Genomic DNA, 21,555 nt, shown 5'->3' with positions numbered 1-21,555 from the left:
TAACATGCAACAGATCAAACAACTCATCGGGCCTCGAAAAGGGGCGTCCCTGTGCCGGTCGCTGAGTTTCCTGTTTGCGCTGCTGGTGGCGGGCGCCACGGCTTGCGCTGACGACGCCGACATTCGGCAACGTGGGAATCAGTGGACGCTGCGCACGTCGCAGATGGAGCGAGTCATTGCTCTCGAAGATGGTCGGCTGGTGTTGAAGCGCTTCACGGATCGAACCACCGGGCGCGAACTGGCGGCCAGCGGCGCGGCGACCGAGGAATTCCTTGCGCCACTGGCCGACAGGACGGAGCTTCAGAATGTTTCCGCTGGTGGCTGGCGGCTGCTCGGCTCGAAGCAATCCAAGCTGCCCCAGGGTGAGCGCCAACTGGACATCACCGTTCAGCGCGAGGCGCTCCAAGCCACGAAGAGTTATCTGCTTTACCCCGGCTCGAGCATCGTGCGCGAGTGGGTCACGTTCAAGAACGCCGGCACGGTTCCGCTGCCCATCCACGACCCGTGTTTTCTCAACGTCACCGTCCAGCCGGGCGCGGTGTCGTCCCCGGATTTCTCCTGGATGTCCGGCGGCGAAAACAACCCCGGCTCCTGGAAGCTCAAGACCGAGTCGTTGGATCCGGTGAAGCCGCGGACGTTTGATTCCTACGAACCTTTCCCCGCCGAAATGATCGGTGCGCAGCAATTTCCCGGCGACGGCGTTGACGCCAAGGTTTTGCTCAATGGCCGGCAAGTCTGGCCCGCCACAAACTGGCAGTACGTTGCCAACGCCACAGTGCGCGTCCCGTTCGATTTCAACGCCGACGTTCAACCCGGTGACCAGCTCGTCTTTCTCGTCAACATGCACGGGAACATCGGCTATGACACGACGGCCTTTGACCCGAGGATCACCTACGCCGATGGCTCGCCCCGTGGGATATATCGTCCAGAACCCGGCAGAGTACCGGTGGCGCCTATCCCACAGGGCGAGACGCACACCGCCTCCAAGGAGTTCAGCGAACAACAAGGCAGGAACGGCTGGCGCTATCAGTATCTGGAAAACGGCAAGTTCGTTGACCTCGTTTACTATCCTACCCCGAAGCAGTGGCGAAAGGAAAAGGACAACGCCACCGGCACGCCCTTCGTCGGCATCGGCGATCAGCATCCTGATGTCGGACAAGATGCCGCTCGCGTGTGGACGGCCCCGAAGGCGGGCCAGGTCCATGTCACTGGCTCGATTTGCAACACGGGGAACGGCGTGGGCAGCAACACGAGCTATGGTTTCCGGCCGGGGAGTGCGAGTTACGCTCCGTGGTATGCGCTTTACGCCAACGACACGAAGCAGGGCATTTTCATCGGCTGGGATTACTTCGGACACTGGACTTCGTCGTTCTCGCTCAATCCGAATGGCAGCGTCACGGCCCAACTCAAAGTGGCCGGTCACCAACAAACCCTCGCGCCAGGCGAATCCGTTACGACCCCGAAGGCGTTCGTTGGCCTCTACTATGATGACCTCGACAACGCCGGCAACGAGTGTCTCGACTGGCAGTATCGCTATCTCTGGGATTACACGAGGGACGGCTGGTTTCCGGCGATCCGCATGTTGGGCTACTGGATGAACGGCACGGGTTGGGGTCAACCCGGCGCGGCCTGGACCGGCGGCGGGCCGGATTACGACAGCACGTTTCGCAAAGTGTTTCGCGTCGCTGATCTGATGAGCTACGTCGGCGCGGATGTTTATCACCGCGACTGGGGTTGGTGGGATCGCGCCGGGGATTGGAACGGCCCGGACTTCCGCACGACCATCGCCTACCTCCGCAAACACGACATGGGCCAGCTCATTTACGCCTTCCTTTACACCGTGGACAAGAAGTCGCGCGTCGCGCAGGAGCATCCGGACTGGCTGCTGGGCGAGACGCTCGACATGTCGAAGCCGGAAGTGGTCGCGTTCATGCAGAACCAACACGACCAGTTTGTCGCGCGCTGGGGTGACTTCGAGTGGCGCAATGACAGTTTCTTCACCGCCAAGCGCGAGGGAGGCGACAGCGCAATGCTCGCGCAGGACGAAGGCTTGCGCCGCCTGATCCGCACGTTCCTCGACCGACATCCGAAGTGCGCCTTCCAAGCCGTCAACGGCGGCGGCAACTACGGCGGTTATGACTACACGCGGTACGCCTCGGCGTTCTCGTTCAGCGACGGCGCCGTCGGCCCGTTGCGCAATTATTACGCCGCGTTGCTCTTCCCGCCGGACAAGACCAGCGACATTCCGGACGTCTGGAATCCGAACGACTACAACAAAGCCACCTGGCGCGGGTTGCTCTGCATCAACTTCGACATGACCGGCGACACCACGGACGCCGCGAAGCTCGAAGGGTTGCGCGAACTGGTGGACATTTATCACTACCTGCATCAGCAAGGCGTCGTGGGCCGCTGGGTGCGCGTCTTCCGTCCGCTGATCACCGGCGACGACCCGACGATGTATTTCCAGCGGTTGAGTCGCGACGGCAAGCGCGGCGTCATCATCCCCAAGCGGCCCGCGCCCGGCCCGGTCACGATCAAGCCCAAAGGACTTTTGCCGCAGCAAACTTACTTCGTTTCGTTCCACGAATCTGATCGGAGCGAACGGCGCACCGGCACCGACCTGATGGAGCGCGGCATCTCGTTCGACAAAATGCCAGCCGGGGAACTCATTTACCTTAATCTGCCCCTCCATCCCGGCAGCAAGCTGGACACGAAACCGCCAACGCCACCCTCGCGAGTCTCCAAGCGTAGCGGTGAAAACATGGGCTATCCTGGCGTCGAACTTGGTTGGAAGGCGGGCACGGACGACAATTGGGTTTCGTACTACGAGGTGTTTCGCAACGGCGCAGCGTTGGACAAAGTGGCCAAGGGAGCGTTTTACTTCGACCACTCTGCCGGCGCTGATTTGGCGGCACGGTACGAAATTCGCACGGTGGACGGTGCGGGCAACGTCTCAGCCCGGGTCGCGGCCAAAGGCCCGGCGGCAAAGCCCGCGCAAGTCTTCGACGATGCGTCGGGAGGCGGGATCAAGTTCGGCGGCGAATGGAAGCACCAGAACAATCTGCTCCTCACGCACAACCACACGCTCTCGTCCTCGAATCAAAAGGGCGTCAGCGCCGAATTGAGTTTCAATGGCCGGACCGTGCTCGTGTTCAGCAAGCTTGGCGCAAACTGCGGCAAAGTGGCCGTCAGCATTGATGGCGCGGCGCTAGAAGTCGTGGACACTTATTCCGCCGACGACATCTGGGGCGTCTGCATCTATCGCAAGGAACTCGCGACGGCTGGCCCGCACACGCTCCGGCTTGAAGTGCTCGGGGAACACAGCACGCGCGCGAAGGACCAAGTCTTCCACCTCGACGGCGTGCGCGTGGAGACCGATTGAGCGGCCGGGATTCCATCCGGCCCACCGCCGCCAACTCCGCCGGCCTAAAAATCCGGGAACAACGTAAGCAAACTCACAGCGGCCTTCGGAAACGGAGGCCGCTTTATAATTCTGCGGCTGACTTCCACCCTTGTTTCAATGGAAGCATTCAAGTTTACTTCGATGAAGATCGTTGCAAAGATTCTCAAATGCTAAATTCAGTTGACCTTACAACCCGAGACGCTCCGGTCAGCGTGTTGTCGCTCCCTCGCGAGGACAACAAGCTCCGGGTTGAAGATCATGCTGCCCACGACTGGTATCGCTTTGTTCTATCGTTTCCAGCTCATTTGGTAAGAACTTATATTGACCGGTTTTCACTCGACGCAAGACACACTGTTTTGGATCCTTTTTGCGGCACCGGAACCACCTTGGTGGAATGCAAAAAGCACGGAATCCCAAGCTTTGGGATTGAACCCAATCCAATGGCTGCATTCGCCAGCCGCACCAAAGTTGATTGGGAAACAGACCCAGAAGCTCTAATCAGGCACGCAACTCAGATTGCGAAGATCGCATTGGACAAATATGCGAGCGAAGGAATTGAGGACGAAGGGGCGCTCCCATTGTTCAAATCGAAGGAAATGATTGTTCCAACACTCCAGAAACTCACGCCCGATTTGCTGAAGCTTTTGTTGACCGATTCGATAAGCCCACTTCCGCTCCATAAAACTTTGGTGCTCTTGGAAACGCTGGAGGAAAATAAAGACGAACGATTAGCTCGGCACGAGCATCTGGCGCTTGCGAAGAGTTTGGTGAACGACATAAGCAATTTGCACTTTGGCCCTGAGATTGGCGTTGGGACGGTTAAGCAAGACGCTGCCGTGGTCGGCCCCTGGCTCCGCAACGTCAAAAAGATTGCAAATGATTTGCGGAAGCTGAACCAAATAGCTGGAGCTCCGGCGATTATCCATCAGGCCGATGCGCGCGATCTGATATCGCTCTTACGGCCAAGTTCAATTGATGCCGTAATAACATCTCCACCATACCCAAACGAAAAGGATTATACCCGGACGACGCGTCTCGAATCGGTGCTGTTAGGATTCATCAAGAGCAAGGATGATCTGCGACGCCTGAAGCAAAGTTTGGTTCGGTCAAACACGCGCAGCGTTTACAAAAGTGATACAGACGACCGGCTGGTTGAAAATCACGAGGAGATTCAGCGGATTGCAGACGCAATTGAAAGGCGTCGAATCGAACTTGGCAAGACGTCCGGCTTCGAGCGACTTTACGCACGCGTCACGAAACTGTATTTCGGCGGCATGATGCGCCATCTGATGGACCTCCGGCCGGTCCTCCGCCCCGGTGCGCAACTGGCGTACGTCGTGGGTGATCAAGCGTCCTATTTGCGGGTAATGATCAGGACCGGCCAGCTCTTGGCCGATTTGGCGAAATCTCTTGGATACGAAGTCGTAGGTATTGATTTGTTTAGAACCCGGTTGGCAACGGCTACTAAAGAGCAGCTTCGCGAAGAGGTTATCATCCTCCGTTGGCCGGGACCAATGAAAATTAGTTCCTATCCTCAAGAACCGACCTGGAACATTATGAGCATGAAAGACGAACCATTGAAAAAGCCGGCAAAGAAAATTAACCGTTACTCTGCCATCATAGAGAAAATCTTTTTCTCGAAATATGAAAAGGGGATGCGCGAAGTGCCGTTTGAACGGCACGAGATGGAAAGGTTCGCCACAAAGCTAAAGGTCACACTCCCCAAAAACCTCGGCGATTTGGTCTATACCTTTCGATACCGGGCGTTGTTGCCAAAATCCATTACGTCTCTTGCGGGCGAAAAGGAGATTTGGATTATCCGTCCCGCCGGGCGCAGCAAATACAGTTTTGCTTTGATCGCAAACACTCCAATTGTTCCCAACGAACATTTGGCGGTAACGAAAGTTCCTGATTCGACGCCGGGAATTGTCGCCAAGTATGCGTTCAACGATGAGCAGGCGCTGCTCGCAAAGGTGCGATATAACAGGCTGGTCGATATATTCAGTGGCGTTACGTGTTACTCGATTCAAAATCATCTCCGCACGACCGTCCCGGAGATGGGTCAAGTCGAGACTGATGAAATCTACATTGGGGTCGATAAGAAGGGGGCGCATTACGTTTTCCCAGTTCAAGCAAAAGGTGGCACGGACAAACTTAATATCGTGCAGATCGAGCAAGACTTCGCGGTTTGCGCAACCAAATTTCCCCTGCTGGTTTGCAGGCCGATTGCCGCTCAATTCATGAATGCAGGGATTATCGCGCTTTTCGAATTCGAATCTGGCGAAAACGGAGTTACCATTTCCTCTGAAAAGCATTACAAGCTGGTTTTTCCCAAAGAAGTGACAGACGCGGATTTAGCAACTTATCGCGCGAGAACAGAAGCCACGCCCTAATCCGGCCGTTGAGTTCCCTTCCCGCCGCTTGATCGAGGCGGGGGCTATCCGCCGCGTTCCGCCAGAAACACTTCCTCGTCGCTGCGCCGCCAGTTTTTCGCCGAACGCAGCGGCGTCTTTCGAAAAAAGCTAAGTCCAGAGCATTGACACGCACTCGACGCGCGGTTAATCAGGTTGACGAGCGCGACGCTCCAGTGGATTGCGGAGAAATCGCAAATGAGCACGTGGACAGAAGATTAACCTTCAGGAAACCGCCAACTGAAGGCACCAAGTATGAAACCAGCCACACCTGCCTGTGCGGAGCACGCAGACAGGCCGAAAATCGAACTGCCACCATCAACCCAACTCCGAAAAGTGGTTTGAGAAGGTTCCCAAAAAGCCGCCTGCAAAAAGCAAACGCAAACCTGACCCGATGAAAACCTTGAACCTTCTGGCGGTCGCGCTCGGCTGTCTCGCAACCGTCTTCAATGCGCACGGCCTGACGGTCAATGCCCGCGACTGCGGCGCGGCGGGCGACGGCACGCAGTTGGATACGAAGGGGATTCAGACGGCCATTGACAAGTGCGCGGCTTCCGGCGGCGGGACGGCGTTGCTCGCAGGCGGCAGGTTTCTCTCCGGCACGATTTACCTGCGCAGCCATGTCACGCTGCGGATCGAGGCGGGCGCGGCCCTGCTCGGCAGCACGAATGTCGGCGATTACCCGCACAACATCCCGGCCATTCGTTCCTACACTGACAATTACGTGAAGCAAAATCTCATCGCCGGCGAGAACCTCGAAAACGTCGGCCTGGTCGGCGACGGGTTGATTGACGGCCAGGGCCGCTTCTTTGCCAGGAAACCTGGGCGGCAATACGAAGACCGGCCGTATCTCCTCCGGCTGGTGAATTGCCGCGACGTGCGCGTCGAGGGCCTGCGGTTGCAGAACTCGGCGATGTGGATGCAGCATTATCTCGCGTGCGAGCGCGTGACGGTGCGCGGCATCCGCGTGTGGAATTTCTGCAACGCCAACAACGACGGCATTGACCTCGACGGCTGCAAGGATTGCCTCGTTTCGCAGTGTGTCTTTGAGTCCGATGATGACGGGATCACGCTCAAGAGCACGCTCGACCGGCCAACGGAGAGCGTCACCATCAGCGACTGTGTCGCCCGCAGCCATGCCAACGCGATCAAGCTGGGCACGGAGTCCAACGGCGGTTTCAAGGACATCACCATTGTCAACTGCGTCGTCACGTCGCCCCGTGGAGAGAGGCTGGTTGGCGGCAAGGGGCGCGGGCTGAGCGGCATCTCGCTCGAGTTGGTGGACGGCGGCCAACTGGAGCGCATCGCCATCGCCAACATCACGATTCACGGCGTCACCGTGCCGCTTTTTCTACGGCTCGGCGACCGCGCGCGGCCTTTCAAGAAGGACATGCAACCCCAGCCCATCGGCTCGTTCAGGAACGTGGTCATCAACAACATCGTCGCGACCGATGTCGGAAAGATCGGCTGCTCCATCACCGGCCAGCCGGGACATCCCATCGAGAACGTCCTGCTCAGCAATCTCGCGTTCACCTTCGAGGGCGGCGGCGACCGCGAGTTGACGGCAAAGGAAGTCCCGGAACTTCCGAAGCAATACCCGGAGTGCCTGATGTTCGGCGAACTGCCCGCTTATGGGTTCTACGCCCGCCATGTGAACGGGCTGCGGTTCTCCAACGTGCGGTTGCGGACCTCCAAGCCCGACTTGCGTCACGCGATGGTCATGGACGACCTCGAAGACCTGGCGATTGACGGACTCGACGCCGGTTTCTGGCCGGGCGCCGCGCCCATGTTGAGCCTGATTCAGCCGCGCGGCGCGATCATTCGCGGCTGCCAACCGCGTGCGAAGGACGGCACCTTCCTCAAACTGGCTGGCGACGCCGCACGCAATGTCACGCTCATCGCCAACGACCTCGCGGGCGTTGGCCAGCCCACGGAAGTCGCCCCGGATGTGCCGGCCGGCTCGCTGTCCTTGAAGTGAGCATCGCGGACCGGGCGGCCCCTTGTTCCGCCGACGACATCTGGGGGCGTGTGTGCCATTCCGCGATTCATGGTTGCATGATTTGGTTCATCGGTTCGCTGCGGGAGGGCTGGCGTTCGACTCCCGAACACCAGGGAAGTAGCCGTCGAAGAACTTCGCGAGCGGGACGTCGGCGACCGAGCGCCGGAGCTTGGCCCAGGTGTGTTGGTCGCCGACCGAGTAGTAGAGATAGGTCTTCCCCTTGAACTCGATGATGTCCGGGTCGGAAGCGTTGATGCCGTCGTTGAGGCCGGGCGTGAGCACCGGGTTGGCGGAACTGAGTTCCCACGTCTTCAAGTTCTTCGAACGCGCGAGGTAGGTTTCGAAGAACCAGCGCGGCGTGCGGTGTTCCGTGTAGAGCACATAGTAGGTGCCGTCCATATAACGAAGGCACGGGCAGGCGACGTAGCGGTCCGCGCCAAACACGGTGTCCGGCAGTTTGGTCCAGTTCTCCAGGTCAGTGGACGTGGCGAACTTCACAGTGAACGGCGTGAACTTCTGGTCATTGGATTCGTAAGCCATCACGAAACCCTTGGGCGTGGCGCACACGGAACTGTTGAACAGGTGTTCGCCTTCCTGCGATACGACGACTTTCTGCTCCCAGTTCTTGAGGTTCTTGGATTTGAACATCGTCACGTCGTTCCAGTCGGCCGACTCAAAGCGCGACGCGAAAATGTAGAGCGTACCTTTGTGAACGAACGCGGAGGCAAGGCTGTAACCCTCGGCGAAGCGTGCGAGTTCGCGCCCGGTCTCCACGTCTTCGAGCGAGATGGTGTAGTCCGCCTTGGTGCCGCCGCTGGCCGGCCGCAGGCATTTCATCAACGTCAGCCGGTTTTTCCAAACGATGGGTGCGACTTCGCAAACCTCGCGCGATTCCGGGCGCTCGCTCTTCAGCGCGTGGCGATTGGCGGGCGGTGCGTTTGGCAGAATGGTTTGAAACACGTCCGCCGGCCAGTGGCCGAGGCGGTGCATGCCCTTGGGCACGTCTTGGTTGAATTGCACGTAGGCCTTCACGTCGCCCGCCGTCGTGAAACTGACGTCACCTTTGCCGGCGCCAAAAATCTTGCAGCCCATCAACGTGGAATCCTCGATGTCCACGTGCAGGAAGCGGCCTTCAATCGTGCTGTGGATGACGCCGGAGCCGGGCTTGCCCTGCGGTTGCGAGAAGTTGAGCGAAACGAGTTGGCAGTTCTTCACCTTCACGCGCGTAAAGCCGCTGTAACCGGGATTGCCGGCCTGCAACGCGTTGTCCGGTCCGACGAGCGTCGAGTCTTCGAACACCACGTCCGGATGCGTGGGCATTTCCGGATGCTCGGCGCGCACGTAGGCGCCGGCGGCATCGCCCCACCAGTCCAGACACCAGAGCTTGCAGCGACGGAACACGCACGGTTCGTCGGGGCGCGAGAGGATGTTGCCAACACCGCCGCCGAAAGCGCGGCCGATGCTGATGCAATCCTCGACGATCACGGTGAACGGCTCCGCCGTGTCCACGAGATCGAAAAATAGCCCGGCGTCGCCGCCCGTGGCGTAGAGGTTCTTGAATTTCCAGCGATCCCAACCGATCGAGGAGAACGTCTCGGCTTTGTGTTCCTTCGACCAACCTCGCTTATAGGCGCGAATCGTACCCCACCAATCATAACTCTTGAACCCTTTCTCCGCGTCGCCAGAATCGAGGATCACCCAACCGCTGGTGCCGGAGCCAAGACGGCCATCGGTATCGCCGATGAGCAGGTTGTAAGCGCCGGCGACCCCTTTGTGGGCGGGGAACAGATTCGCCTCCATGTAAGTGTCCGGCCGGACGATGATGCGATGCCCGCCCTTGGCATCCGGCACCGCGTTGAGCGCGGCCTGGACGGTGCGAAACGCCTTCGGCCACGACGAGCCATCCGAGTTGTCGCCGAGCTTGGAGACGTAAAGGTTTTGGCCGGCGTCGGCGGGAAACACTCCGAGCGTGGCGGTGAAGAACGCGAACGCGGCGAGCATCGCCGCTCCTCGCAACGAGGAACCTGGAACGTGATGTATGGGCATATTGGTGGTCAGTTGGTTTATTTCATTTTTTGGCCGCCGGCTTGATGAGTTTGTACTGGAAGATCGCCGATCCGCGAGGCCCCAACGTGACGGTGAGGCCGGTCTTCATCAGGTCTTTTCCCGAAACCGACGATTTTTCTGCCTTGTCGAAATCCTCCACTTCGTAGGTCTGCTCCGGCTCCAATCCCTGCAATGGGAAGGACATGGTGGCAATCGGGCTATTGGTCCGGCGAAAGATCTGGGCGTGACCTTCGCCAAGATCCGGCCGGTCAAACTGCCAGGCCATCCACACATTGTTCGAGCGGCTGTACGGTGTCAGCGGATAGTAGTCGCCATGGATGATGGCCGGGCCAAGTTTCTTACACTCGTTATAGGCCTGCTTCTGCGCGGCAGTTGTTTCAGGAGAAAGTCCTCCCATGCCGAATGAGGCCATGTAAAAGCTGCGGAAGGAATACGGGTCATAAAGATAAGCGCCCGTGCCTTGAAACGGCAGCCACGACGAAGCGCCATAGGTCTGACACTGGTTTCCATCCACGACATTCGGCATGTAAACGAACTCGAAATCACTGCGGGTCAACGGCACCGCCCGCCGCATGGTTTCGAGATCATTGCGCCTGCCGCCTGAAGCGCACGAATCAATCCTTAATCCGGGATTCATGGCCTTCAAGGCATCCCAATACGCAAGGTGGTTTTGCACGTAGAAGTTTTCCGTAATGCCTTGACGATTGGCAGTGTCGTTGGTGCGCCACGCGGTCAACGGCCCGTCGCCATTCATGTCCTCTCGATACCAGTCAATGCCGTTTGCCTTGATCAAGGCATCGAAATGATTCGTCAGCCAGTGAAAGGCGCCCGGATGTCCTTCATTCAGGATGTAACCTACCGTCCAACGCGTTCGCGGCAAAATCCACTCGGGATGATTTTTGCTTAGCCACGAATTCGTGTTGCCAATCCGTTCCGGCTCGAACCACAACAGGAACTTCAACCCCCGCGCGTGAATCCAATCGCTGTAGGGCTTGAACCCGGCCGGATATTTGGCCGGATCAACTTCCCAATCGCCGGTGTTGAGCCAGATATTATTGTCGCCCGAGAAAAGGCCGGTGCTGCACGGATACCAGGTGTGCGGCCCGCCGGCGCCGGCGTCACGCCAGCAAACGTCGGGCTTGACGCCTTCCTTAAAAAAACCCTCCACCTGGGAAGTGTCGTCGCCGCTCACCTGGATTTGGGAAATGGGCGCGGGCGGCTGGCCGTTGATCCGGGGAATGTTGTGGGCGATATACCAACGCCGCCAGAGATTTTGCGCCCGCACCGTGTTGGTCCCTTGCCAGAACAGCAGCGCGATCAGCGGCGTGCGGATGGTTTCGCCCGGTTGCAAAAAGAGATGCGTGAGTTGCTGACCGGCTTGGAGATTGAGACCGTCGGTGGCATCGCGGGTGAAGGAGCTTTCCCATTGCCCCGGCCAGCCGATCGCCAGAATGACGCCGCCGCCGGGAATCTGCAGATTGTAATAGGGCCAGCCTTCGGGACCATCGGACGACTTGCCCGAATAATAAAACGGCGCGCAAGTCTTGACGGTGTTGGGCCGCAAGGTGACCCGGTACGGCTCATAACTATCCTCAGTGGTAAAATCGCCTTTGTTGCCGTTCAGAACAAACTCCGGGCCGTTTGCGCGATGGAAGCTGGTGTTCAGTCCTTTGATGTCTTGCAGGATCGGGGTGTTGCTCGTGCCCGAATTTTTCAGGAAGACGGTCCATTCCACCACGGGATAATCGCTGTATTCCACCGCCACGCATTTCACGACGAGGCCGCTGGCGGCATCCGTCCAAGTGATGACACGCTCGGTGCGATTGGCATCCAGGGTTCGCCGGGCATCAACACGCTTCCACGAGCGCAACAGCGCAGCCGAGGATCTGCCGTCGAAGGTGAATGAAAATGGCGGAGCTTTCGCGGGCGTGAGAAGATTTTTTTGCACCCAGTCGGTCTTCAGCGCCATTTCCGCCGGGGCCACCGTGACCGCGGCGTGTGCCGAGACGGCGGCGAGTGCGGACAGAAAAACCAAGGCCGCCTGGAGTGTTCCAAGCCGTTTCAGACCGCGCACGGAACCGTTGGTCTCTTGATCGCGGAAAAACTTCATGTTGAGATCTGTAAAGGTCCAGCCGGCAATCACGATCCTGGGTTTGGTGGAGTTCATAATTTGGTTGTATCGATTGCAGTTGATGTTAACTCTTTCGCAACGTGCCGTCTGTTATTTTAACCGGATTTTTCGGTGTGTTGCACGCTTCGAAAGATGTTATTCGAAGGACAACTCCAAGAAGAGTATGAATCAAACAACGAACCCCAAACGAGCGTTGGTAACCGGCTCCGGCACGGGTATCGGCCGGGAAATCGCGCTGGAGTTCGCCCGCGAGGGCGCGGACGTGGCACTCCATTACTCGCACAACGCCGCCGGTGCGCGTTCGGCGGTCCAAGTAATTCAAGCCCTGGGCCGGCGCGCTGAGGCGTTCCAGGCCGACTTCAACGATGTGGCACAAGTCCAATCCCTCGGCCAACAGGCCCTCAACTTTCTCGGCGGCGTGGATTGTCTTGTGAACAACGCCGGCATCACTTTCAACCGGCCCTTTCTCACGGTGACCCCGGAGCAGTTCGACACGGTTTACCACGTAAACATACGCGCGCAGTTTTTCCTCACCCAAGTCGTGGCGGAAGACATGTTGAAACATGGCGGCGGAGCGATTTGCAACATCACCTCCATCCACGGCATATCCGGCGCACCCGAACATTCGGTTTATGCCGGCACCAAGGGGGCGATCATCGCCTACACCCGCTCACTGGCAGTCGAACTGGCGCACAAAGGCATTCGCGTCAACGCCATCGCGCCCGGCTGGGTGACGGTGGAAAATTATTCCCAGGCGATTCCTGGCTTCAACGACGCGGACACGCGCAAGGTCGCCTACGAAAAAGTCCCGGTGGGCCGCTCCGGCGAAAAAGTCGAGATCGCAAAACTGGCGGTGTTTCTCTGCTCCGAAGCCGCGGGCTACATCATCGGCCAGACGATCATTGCGGACGGGGGCACGACCGCGTTGATGTCGCTCATTTCGGATTTCCGCAATCCATCCACCGCCCGGTTCGGGGCTGGTTACGTGCCGGGAGTTTGAGTTACGCGATTGAAAACCCTGCGCAAATTATGGGCGGTTCCCGAGCTGGGCGTGCTGGTTCCGCTCGTGATTTGCACGCTGCTGTTCTATGGCGTGAGCCACTCCTTTCTCAGCTACAACAGCGTTGCGTCGATGCTGCGGGCGATGGCATTTGTCGGCGTCATCGCGGTGGGCCAGACTTGGCTGATGATCGCGGGCGAGATTGATCTGTCGGTCGGTTCGGTCGCGGGTTTGTGTGCGGTCGCGTCGTCCTGGCTCATGAAACATGCGGGCTGGCCGGTCGAGGCCGGTTTGGCGGCGGGGATTCTGCTCGGTTGCATGGCCGGGTTGATCAACGGAATTGTTGCGGTACGATTTGGCATCCCCGCCTTCATTGCCACGCTGGGGATGCTCTACATCGCGCGGGGTTTCAATTATCTTCTGTGTAAAGGCTATCCGATCTACCCCATTCCTGATTCGTTGAAAGCGTTTGGCCGGGCTGAACCGCTGGGTTTGTCCTGGGCCTTCGTCATTTTTATCGGGGCGGTGCTGATCGGTGATTTCTGTCTGCGCAAGACGGTATTCGGCCGGATGGTTTACGCGACCGGAGGCAACAAGGAAGTGGCGCGCATCGCCGGGATCAACACCGATTGGGTGAAGCTGAACTGTTACATGCTGACCGGTGCGCTGGCCGGAGTTGGGGGCATGCTCCTGATGGCTCAACTCAATGTCGGCCAGCCAGAGATCGGCGTGGGCTGGGAACTGGACGTCATCGCCGCTGTGGTGATTGGGGGCGTCAGCCTCTTCGGCGGAATCGGGACGGTCACCGGGACGTTTCTGGGTTTGATGATCATGCAGGTCGTCCGCAGCGGCTTGGTGGTCACGGGCGTCAATACTCATTGGCAGACCGTGGCGGTGGGCGTGATCATGATCCTCGCGGTGGGCGTTGATCTCCTGCGGCGGCGCACCAAAATATCGTGAGCGCAACCAGAGCAAGAAGTTGAACGATTTGGAAGATGAAACTTTTCGACATCCTGAAACTTGAACTGCCTTCACTGAAACCGGAGGAATGCAAAATCCATCTCGCAAGCTGGAACGGCAGAGACGATCCGTTGGATGTTTTTGTGCGCGGCGAATTTCCTGAGTGGCAAAATTGGCAGAGCAACAAGAATTTTGAGCGTCCGTATATCGTTTCGCTAATCAAAATGGACGGCCCGTCCAGATGGCTTTTCGCCGGAGTTTTCTCCACGCATGGATGCAGCGCCGTGGAAGCGCAACAGGATCGGCCCTGGGAGAAAAGCACAGAATATCGCCCAACCACCGAGAGCAAGGTCGTAAAACAAGCCTTCCGCTACGATACCAAGGAGCTGCCAGAATTTGCCGCGCTGACGGGCCGTTTAATCATTGAATTCTCACGTCCGGGGCGTCAGTCCTACCTCAAGGCAGAGAATTGGGCGGAGCGATTGCAGGTGAGCGAGCTAAAGCCGCGTCCTGTGGCGGTCGAAGAATTTCCAGGTTTTTCAAATGTCCTCCTGCCAAAGTGGAAATTAGACATCATCGTGGCGCAAGAAATCGAATCTTGGAAGTCGGCATTGTCGAGTGTGGCTGGGGTTTATTTGATTACCGACACAAAAACAGGGCGGCATTACGTTGGCAGCGCATATGGCACAGGAGGCATTTGGGGAAGGTGGAAGGCGTATTCGGAGGATGGACACGGGAACAACAAAAATCTAAAGAGCCTCCTGCAAAAAGAAGGGGTTGATTACAGCCTCAACTTCCAGTTTTCCATTTTGGAAACAGCGGATACCAGCGCGAGCGAGGACGATGTTCTAAAGCGCGAGACGCATTGGAAGAACGCGCTTTGCAGCCGAGAAAGTCATGGCGGCTACAATGCAAACTGAATTATTTGAATTGCGGTTTCAGATGTGTGGCGCGAACAAGTGAGTTCAGATTAGGACACTACCAATATGAAGATGATGCGAAACATGAAGTGGTTTTGGGCGCTGGGATTGGTCGCGCTGCTGAATGGCTGCGACAAACCCTCAGCCGAATCCTCCGCCCTGAAGAAGAACGGAAAGAAGTTCTATTGGGTGCAGCCGATGAAGGGTCACCCGGTGCATCAGATGACGCAGATCGCGTTCAAGGAAGGCTGCCTCAAGTATGGCTACCAGTATGAGATCATCGGCACGGACGCGTGGGATTTGGCCGGGACGATTGCGCTGGCCGAACAGGCGCTCGCCAAGGGCGACGTGGCGGGCCTGGCGATCTGGACGGGCAATCCGGCGTGGAATCCCTTCATCGAAAGAGCCGGCAAGGCGGGTGTGCCGGTCATCCTCCCGCATTTTCCGGTGACGGAAGGTTCGGTGCCGGGCGCGACCGGCATCATCAGTTGCGATCCGGCGGCGTATGCAAAGGAAGCGGCGCGGGAGATCGGCAAAGCCATCGGCGGCAAAGGCAGCGTCGCGATTACCCAAGGCTCCTTTAACACGACCGAGAACATGGTGTCCGAAAGCTTCACCGCCGCGATGAAGGAATTGTACCCCGACGTGAAAGTGCTCGCGCCCGAGGAGGAGGGTTTCGACGCGCCCAAGGCCATCTCCAAGGCCGCGTCCATCCTGCAATCCCATCCCGAGGTGGTCGCGGCGCTCTCCACGACTGGTGGCGGCCCGACGACTTGGGCGGGCGCCCAAAGGGAAGCGGGGCGCAAGATCATTGCCGTGGGCATGGATTACACCCGGGTCAACTTGGACTTGGTGAAAGACGGCGCCGTGTATGGGGTGATCGGCCAGCCGTTGTGGGAAGAGTCTTTCGGCGCGGCGGAACTGCTCGACAAAGTCATGCGCGGCGAAAAGATTCCTTGGTGGACAAAGCTGCCCGCCCCGTTCATCACCAAAGACAAGCTCGCGCCGTACTACACCCTGATCAACAAGGTGGAGGCGGCCATCCAACGGTGAGAATTCCCCAAAAAAGAAATTCGCGCTTTGAACCCCTGAACCGTGGGTCGGCCTCGCGGCAGAGCGAGAGCGGCGCTAAAGCCGCCCGCACTCCAGACGCTGACGCGCGGTACGAAGCGGCTGGGTTGGCGCGAAGCGTTTGGAGTGCGGGCGACTTTAGCGCCGCTTTCCCCGCGCCGAGGCGGTGCTCGACGTTCCGGTTCATAGGGAGGGGTTGCGTGAAAACACACCGACGGGCCGCAGTTTCCCCCTCACCCCAGCTCTCTCCCCCTCGGCGGGAGAGAGGGAGAATCTCCCGGCCGGCTCTTGGTTCTGGCGTCCATCCTACGGACTGCTCCGCATGTCGCTCCATTTTGCGATTCTCCTTAGCCTGCCTATTTCACAAATATCCAACTCAGGAGCTACGTCCGCCCTGTAGCGCAGGTTTCCCAACCTGCTGTATCGCCGATTTCCAAATCGGCACGGGATTTGAAACGCCGGACGCGCGGCGGGTTTGGAAACCCGCGATACAGCAGACTTGGAAGTCTGCGCTACGAACAACCTGTGAGATATCCGGGTTAGCACCGGGCTTCAGTCCGGTGTCGGGTTGCCGGTGGATGTCTCCAGCCGTTTCAACAGCTTTCTCGAAAGTTCACAAAGCCGCTAAAGCGGCTGGATTGATTTTCTGCGGCTTGGTCACCGGGCTAAAGCCCGGTGCTAATGAGAGAACTGCGCAGGACATCGAATTTTCAAAAACCCCGTGAGCGTCAGCCCTGATCCAAACCCGCCCGTTGTCCTGGAGATGCGCGGCATCACCAAGGAGTTCCCGGGGGTGCGGGCGCTCGACGACGTGACGCTTCAAGTCCGGCGCGGGCACATCCATGCGTTGCTGGGAGAGAATGGGGCCGGCAAATCCACGCTGATGAAGATTCTCGATGGCGTCTATCCCGCAGGCACGTTTCAGGGCGAGATCATCCTGGCGGGCATGCCCATCCAACTCCACTCGCCACATGACGCCCAGCGCAAGGGGATCGGTTATGTCCCGCAGGAGATCACCGTCATCGAAGGTCTCACAGTGGCGGAGAATATTTTCGTCGGACACTGGGTTGACCGGGGCGTCCTCGTCAGTTTCCGGAATCTCTTTGCGCGCGCGGCGCAATTCCTGAAACAGATCAACATCAATCTCGATCCCCACCGGCTGGTGTCGTCGCTCAACGCCAGTCAGCGCCAGTTGGTGATGATCGCCCGGGCCATGTCCACCCATCCGTCCGTGCTGATTCTCGACGAGTCCACCGCGTGCCTGACGCAGGACGAAACGGAAAACCTGTTCCGCATCCTGCGGCTCCTGCAACAACAGGGCGTCACCTCGCTGTTCAGCACCCACAAGCTGAGCGAGGTCTTTGAACTGGCCGACCGGGCGACGGTGATGCGGGACGGCGCAATCGTGGCGCACTTTGACCGAAGTCAGCTCAACGAAAACGATATCGTGTCGGCGATGATCGGACGGAAGATCGAGAACTTCTATCCCGCCCGCGACTCCGCTGTCGGCCTTGACGAAGTGCTGCGCGTCGAGAACTTCACCGTTCCTCATCCTCACATCGCCAACAAGAACGTCGTCGAAGCCGTCAGCTTCGCGGTGCGGCGCGGGGAAATTCTCGGCATCGGCGGCCTGGTCGGTTCCGGCCGGAGCGAAATTGTGAATGCCTTGTATGGCCGCCTTCCGTGCAGCGGGCGGATTTTCATCGAGGGCCGTGAGGTCAAGATCCGCAACCCGCGTGACGCGAAGGACCACGGCATTGGCTTGCTGACCGAAGAGCGCAAACAAGACGGCCTGCTGTTCAACTTCGCCATCCGGGAGAATGTGACGCTTCACAGTTTGGCAGCGGTTTCCCGGTTTCAGGTGCTGGACCGGAAACGCGAGACCCAGTTGGCCAACGATTACAAGGATCGGCTGGCCATTCGCGCTCCGTCCGTCGCCACCTCTGTTGCGACCCTGAGTGGCGGCAACCAGCAGAAGGTCGTGCTCGCCAAGGTGCTGCTGCCGAATCCGAAAGTGCTCCTGCTCGACGAGCCAACCAAGGGCGTGGACGTGGGCGCGAAGAACGAGATTTACAAACTGATGATGGACTTGGTCCGCCAAGGCATCGCGCTGGTGGTGATCTCGTCGGAACTGCCTGAACTCCTGGCGCTCTGCGATCAATTTATCGTTTTGACCCGGGGGAAACTTGCCGACCTATTCGCCAAAGCCGAAGCCAGCGAACATCGCCTCATGCTGGCCGCGACGGGACTTGCCCAGGGTCGCCAAAGCTCCACCGCCGCCCTGAATTTGACGAGCCCTTCGACATCGTGAACCGCGATGCAAGCCCGGATATTTCATCCGCTTTTCGTAGCGCAGACTTCCAAGTCTGCTGTGTCGCGGGTTTCAAAACCCGCCGCGCGGTCTGCGTTTCGAACCCCCTGCCGATTTGGAAATCGGCGATACAGCAGGTTGAGAAACCTGCGCTACAGGGCGGGCGCAGCTCCGGCGCTGGAAGTTTGTGAAATATGCGACGCCTGCCAGACTCGATGAAATCGCTGATCAATGTTCTGAAGAAAGTCGGCAAGCCGACGAAGGTTTACTCAACTCCGGACGGAACGCGCGTGCTTGTCCTGCCCTACGGTGGCCGCATGCTCGGATTGTTCCCGCCGAAGAGCGATGAAAACTTCTACTGGACACACACGGCGCTGGAGTCCGTGAAGACAGCCAAGCAGTGTTATGCCGGCGACCAGTGGCACAACTCGGGCGGCGACCGCACGTGGCTCGCGCCGGAAGCTGATCTGTTCTTCCCAAACTTTCCGAAGCTCGACCCATACTTTCAGCAACGCTCGCTCGATCCAGGTCGCTACGAGGTGGTGGAGACGAAGGACGGTTTCCAGCTCGTGAGCCGATTTACCGTAAACCTCTCGCGGTCGAAGAGAGACTTGCGTCTCAAGATCACGAAAAGCTTCGGTCCGGCCGCAAATCCGTTGCGCCATGAGCGCGGGTTGATGCTCCGAGGCATCGCGTATGCCGGCTACACCCAATCCACGTCGCTGGAACTCGTCGGTGCGAGTCGGCAAACTCGCGACCAAGTCGGGCTTTGGAATCTCATCCAGATGCCGCATGGCGGCGACCTGTTGATCCCGACTTTCAGCCGCGCCGAACCGCGCCACCTCTTTAGCACCGTGGGCACCATCCCGCCGCAGGATTTGATTACGACGGATCATTTGATTCGCTATCGCATGCGGCAGAAAGGCGAGCACAAGATCAGCATCCGCGCTGTCTCGGTTTGCAACCGCATCGGCTATCTCCACCCAACCGGCAACCAGTGGGCGTTGATCATCCGCAACTTCGTCGTAAATCCTTCGGGCGAATACGTGGACGTGCCGTGGACGGAGACGGACGACTTCGGCTTCGCGGTGCAGGCGTGCAACATCAACAGTCAACTCGGCGCGTTCAGTGAACTGGAATACCACAGCCCCGCCATCGGCCACGGCACTGGTTGCACGCGCCGCGACGATGCGGCGCAGGTCTGGGCCTTTCGCGGAGGGAAGCCGGAAATCGAACAGATCGCCAAAACCTTGCTCACGCCGACTCCGTGGGCGGAAGGGGAGGCGTGAATTAGGCAGTGTTCTAATTTGACGATAGGGATTAGCCCGGACAAGACAACTCACCCTGTCGTTTTGTTTTTCCGCAGCGCGAATGGATGAAAACTCCCGCGAGTTCGTGAAAAGGGTGCGGAGGTTTACATCCGGGCTTAAACCTGTTATCCGTTTTGCATGATTCAACCGGAACAGTTGGTTGGAGGCGAGTGGGCCGAGTGGTATCGGCTTACGCCCGTCCAACGCTGGCTGGAAAGCGAGAAACTCTGGCAAACCTATCTCGCGCTCGGAGGCTCCCTTGATCCCGAACCCGATACGCAAAGTCCTTTCTTCGATGCGCACGCACCGCGTCCGCGCCCTGCTAATGGGCGGACAGGCGTGCGTGTTCTACGGCGCGGCCGAGTTTAGTCGCGATACGGATCTGGCCATCGTCGCCAACGCCGCGAATCTCGCCCGGCTGCGTCGGGCGCTGGAAGATTTGGAGGCGGGAGTCATCGCTGTCCCACCGTTCAAGTTGAAATATCTGCGCCGCGGCCACGCCATTCACTTCCGTTGCCGGCATCCGGAAGCCTTGCGGATGCGCGTGGATGTCATGTCCAAGATGCGCGAGGTGGAGGGGTTTCCCAAACTTTGGCAACGACGTACAACCATCGAACTCCCCGACGGCACGCGCTGCGATTTGCTTTCCTTGCCGGATCTCGTGCGGGCCAAGAAAACCCAGCGCGACAAAGACTGGCCCTTGATCCGGCGGCTGGTCGAGGCGCACTACTTTCAGAACCACACCAAACCCAATCCGGCGCAAATCCGCTTCTGGCTTTTGGAACTCCGCACCCCGCAACTGCTCGTGGAAGTGGCACGAGGCCGTCCCCAGATTTGCCGACAGTTGGTCACGCAGCGACCGCTGCTCGCCCAGGCCACGCCCGGCAAGCTGAAGGAATTGGAACGGGCGTTGGCGGCCGAGGAATCCGCCGAACGCGAAGCGGACCGGCGTTACTGGTTGCCGTTAAAAGCGGAATTGGAGAAACTACGCCACAGCAAATGAGAATTTGCAGCAACCCCGGCTGACTCTCGCCCGGGTTTGATTCGCCCACGTCCGGGGTCAACGAGCATGGCGGTTGCGGAGCGGGAACCGTGTTTCGCTCTCGACTTGAAACCGCGCAAATTTTCTGGAAAACAGGTTGAGTCGTGAAACGCATCAATGTCAGTCTGAGCACACCATGAGAGTTGATCTTAACGGCCAGGTGGCGCTCGTCACGGGTGCCGCCCGTGGCATCGGCCAGGCGATCGCCGACCTGCTGACGCAAAATGGCGCGCGGGTGGTGTATGCGGACATTGATTTCGAAACGGCGAAGATTTCCGCTGCGCGATCACCGTCCGGCACCGCCCTGGCGATGGACGTGCGCAACGAGGCGCAGGTGGACGCGGGCGTCGCGCAAGTGCTCAAGCAGCACGGCCGCCTCGACATCCTCGTGAACAATGCGGGCATCAATACCGCGAAGCACCGCGTGAACATTGACCAATTCCCGCTAGACGAATGGCAGCGCATCCTCGACGTGGACCTGACTGGACTGTTCCTCGTCAGCCGCGCCGCCAGCCGGGCGATGATTCCGAGGAAGAGTGGTCGCATCGTCAACATTGCTTCGGTCATCGGTGTCGTGCCCGCGCGGTTGCAATGCGCGTTTGCGGTGGCCAAGGCCGGCGTGGTTCAGTTCACACGCGCGATGGCCATTGAGCTTGCGCCCAGCGGCATTCTCGTCAATTGCGTCGCCCCCGGCTCGACCCTCACCGAGGCAACGAAGTCGTTGTTTTACGGCGACGATGCGCTGATGAAAGATCGGGCGCAGCGAATGCTGAGTCACGTACCATTGGGCCGGCCAGGCACCACCGAGGAAATCGCTAACACAGTGCTCTTCTTTGCCGCGCCGGAGAGCAGCTACGTCACGGGCCAAATCCTTTGCGTTGATGGCGGCTGGACCGCGGGCGGATTCTTCCGGGACTTTTGACCAGTAAC

At 58.8% G+C, this 21,555-nt stretch carries 13 protein-coding genes and 1 pseudogene; 12 read left to right on the top strand and 2 right to left on the bottom strand.

The genetic code is table 11. From position 1 onward, the window contains the following. The first annotated feature begins 4 nt into the window (after positions 1–4). From HY298_21830 to HY298_21815, 4 genes and pseudogenes are all read left to right on the top strand, one after another. The gene (locus HY298_21830; GenBank protein ID MBI3852903.1) at positions 5–3,382 is read left to right on the top strand and encodes a hypothetical protein; all 3,378 of its coding nucleotides are present in this window, start codon (positions 5–7) and stop codon (positions 3,380–3,382) included. A gap of 188 nt (positions 3,383–3,570) precedes the next feature. Continuing rightward, positions 3,571–4,914: pseudogene (locus HY298_21825) on the top strand (DNA methyltransferase). A gap of 51 nt (positions 4,915–4,965) precedes the next feature. Further along, a complete protein-coding gene (locus HY298_21820; GenBank protein MBI3852902.1) occupies positions 4,966–5,796 on the top strand; it encodes an endonuclease in 831 nt (276 codons plus the stop codon). 412 nt (positions 5,797–6,208) lie between these two features. Next, positions 6,209–7,792, top strand: coding sequence for a glycoside hydrolase (locus tag HY298_21815; GenBank protein MBI3852901.1), 1,584 nt, complete (start codon positions 6,209–6,211; stop codon positions 7,790–7,792). Between the two features lie 87 nt (positions 7,793–7,879). Here HY298_21815 and HY298_21810 read toward each other — a convergent pair whose 3' ends face one another. Both HY298_21810 and HY298_21805 read right to left on the bottom strand, forming a co-directional pair. Beyond that, a complete protein-coding gene (locus HY298_21810) occupies positions 7,880–9,859 on the bottom strand; it encodes a hypothetical protein (GenBank protein ID MBI3852900.1) in 1,980 nt (659 codons plus the stop codon). 22 nt (positions 9,860–9,881) lie between these two features. After that, complete coding sequence (locus tag HY298_21805; protein ID MBI3852899.1) at positions 9,882–12,047, bottom strand: alpha-galactosidase; 2,166 nt, start codon at positions 12,045–12,047, stop codon at positions 9,882–9,884. 127 nt (positions 12,048–12,174) lie between these two features. Here HY298_21805 and HY298_21800 point away from each other — a divergent pair, with 127 nt between their 5' ends. The 8 genes from HY298_21800 to HY298_21765 all read left to right on the top strand — a co-directional run bounded on the left by HY298_21800 (position 12,175) and on the right by HY298_21765 (position 21,547). Further along, the gene (locus tag HY298_21800) at positions 12,175–13,011 is read left to right on the top strand and encodes a glucose 1-dehydrogenase (protein MBI3852898.1); all 837 of its coding nucleotides are present in this window, start codon (positions 12,175–12,177) and stop codon (positions 13,009–13,011) included. A gap of 9 nt (positions 13,012–13,020) precedes the next feature. Then, positions 13,021–13,971, top strand: a complete 951-nt coding sequence (locus tag HY298_21795) for an ABC transporter permease (GenBank protein MBI3852897.1) — start codon at positions 13,021–13,023, stop codon at positions 13,969–13,971. Between the two features lie 35 nt (positions 13,972–14,006). Further along, positions 14,007–14,891, top strand: coding sequence for a GIY-YIG nuclease family protein (locus HY298_21790; GenBank protein ID MBI3852896.1), 885 nt, complete (start codon positions 14,007–14,009; stop codon positions 14,889–14,891). Positions 14,892–14,957: 66 nt separating this feature from the next. After that, complete coding sequence (locus HY298_21785) at positions 14,958–15,944, top strand: sugar ABC transporter substrate-binding protein (GenBank protein MBI3852895.1); 987 nt, start codon at positions 14,958–14,960, stop codon at positions 15,942–15,944. A gap of 781 nt (positions 15,945–16,725) precedes the next feature. Continuing rightward, a complete protein-coding gene (locus HY298_21780) occupies positions 16,726–18,273 on the top strand; it encodes a sugar ABC transporter ATP-binding protein (protein ID MBI3852894.1) in 1,548 nt (515 codons plus the stop codon). A 194-nt stretch (positions 18,274–18,467) separates the two neighbouring features. Then, positions 18,468–19,562, top strand: a complete 1,095-nt coding sequence (locus HY298_21775) for a hypothetical protein (protein MBI3852893.1) — start codon at positions 18,468–18,470, stop codon at positions 19,560–19,562. 316 nt (positions 19,563–19,878) lie between these two features. Beyond that, positions 19,879–20,586, top strand: a complete 708-nt coding sequence (locus HY298_21770) for a hypothetical protein (protein MBI3852892.1) — start codon at positions 19,879–19,881, stop codon at positions 20,584–20,586. 175 nt (positions 20,587–20,761) lie between these two features. Beyond that, complete coding sequence (locus tag HY298_21765) at positions 20,762–21,547, top strand: SDR family oxidoreductase (protein ID MBI3852891.1); 786 nt, start codon at positions 20,762–20,764, stop codon at positions 21,545–21,547. Positions 21,548–21,555: the final 8 nt, after the last annotated feature.

This window comes from Verrucomicrobiota bacterium, assembly GCA_016200005.1.
Classification (GTDB): domain Bacteria; phylum Verrucomicrobiota; class Verrucomicrobiia; order Limisphaerales; family PALSA-1396; genus PALSA-1396.
This window is presented reverse-complemented; position numbering and strand designations above follow the sequence as displayed.

Bases quoted from the DNA above. Each gene is read 5' to 3' on its own strand.
- HY298_21830 (MBI3852903.1), top strand. From the start codon at position 5: ATGCAACAGATCAAACAACTCATCGGGCCTCGAAAAGGGGCGTCCCTG.
- HY298_21810 (MBI3852900.1), bottom strand. From the start codon at position 9,859: ATGCCCATACATCACGTTCCAGGTTCCTCGTTGCGAGGAGCGGCGATG.
- HY298_21815 (MBI3852901.1), top strand. From the start codon at position 6,209: ATGAAAACCTTGAACCTTCTGGCGGTCGCGCTCGGCTGTCTCGCAACC.
- HY298_21800 (MBI3852898.1), top strand. From the start codon at position 12,175: ATGAATCAAACAACGAACCCCAAACGAGCGTTGGTAACCGGCTCCGGC.
- HY298_21775 (MBI3852893.1), top strand. From the start codon at position 18,468: ATGCGACGCCTGCCAGACTCGATGAAATCGCTGATCAATGTTCTGAAG.
- HY298_21790 (MBI3852896.1), top strand. From the start codon at position 14,007: ATGAAACTTTTCGACATCCTGAAACTTGAACTGCCTTCACTGAAACCG.
- HY298_21785 (MBI3852895.1), top strand. From the start codon at position 14,958: ATGAAGATGATGCGAAACATGAAGTGGTTTTGGGCGCTGGGATTGGTC.
- HY298_21780 (MBI3852894.1), top strand. From the start codon at position 16,726: ATGCGCGGCATCACCAAGGAGTTCCCGGGGGTGCGGGCGCTCGACGAC.
- HY298_21820 (MBI3852902.1), top strand. From the start codon at position 4,966: ATGAAAGACGAACCATTGAAAAAGCCGGCAAAGAAAATTAACCGTTAC.
- HY298_21765 (MBI3852891.1), top strand. From the start codon at position 20,762: ATGAGAGTTGATCTTAACGGCCAGGTGGCGCTCGTCACGGGTGCCGCC.
- HY298_21805 (MBI3852899.1), bottom strand. From the start codon at position 12,047: ATGAACTCCACCAAACCCAGGATCGTGATTGCCGGCTGGACCTTTACA.
- HY298_21770 (MBI3852892.1), top strand. From the start codon at position 19,879: ATGCGCACGCACCGCGTCCGCGCCCTGCTAATGGGCGGACAGGCGTGC.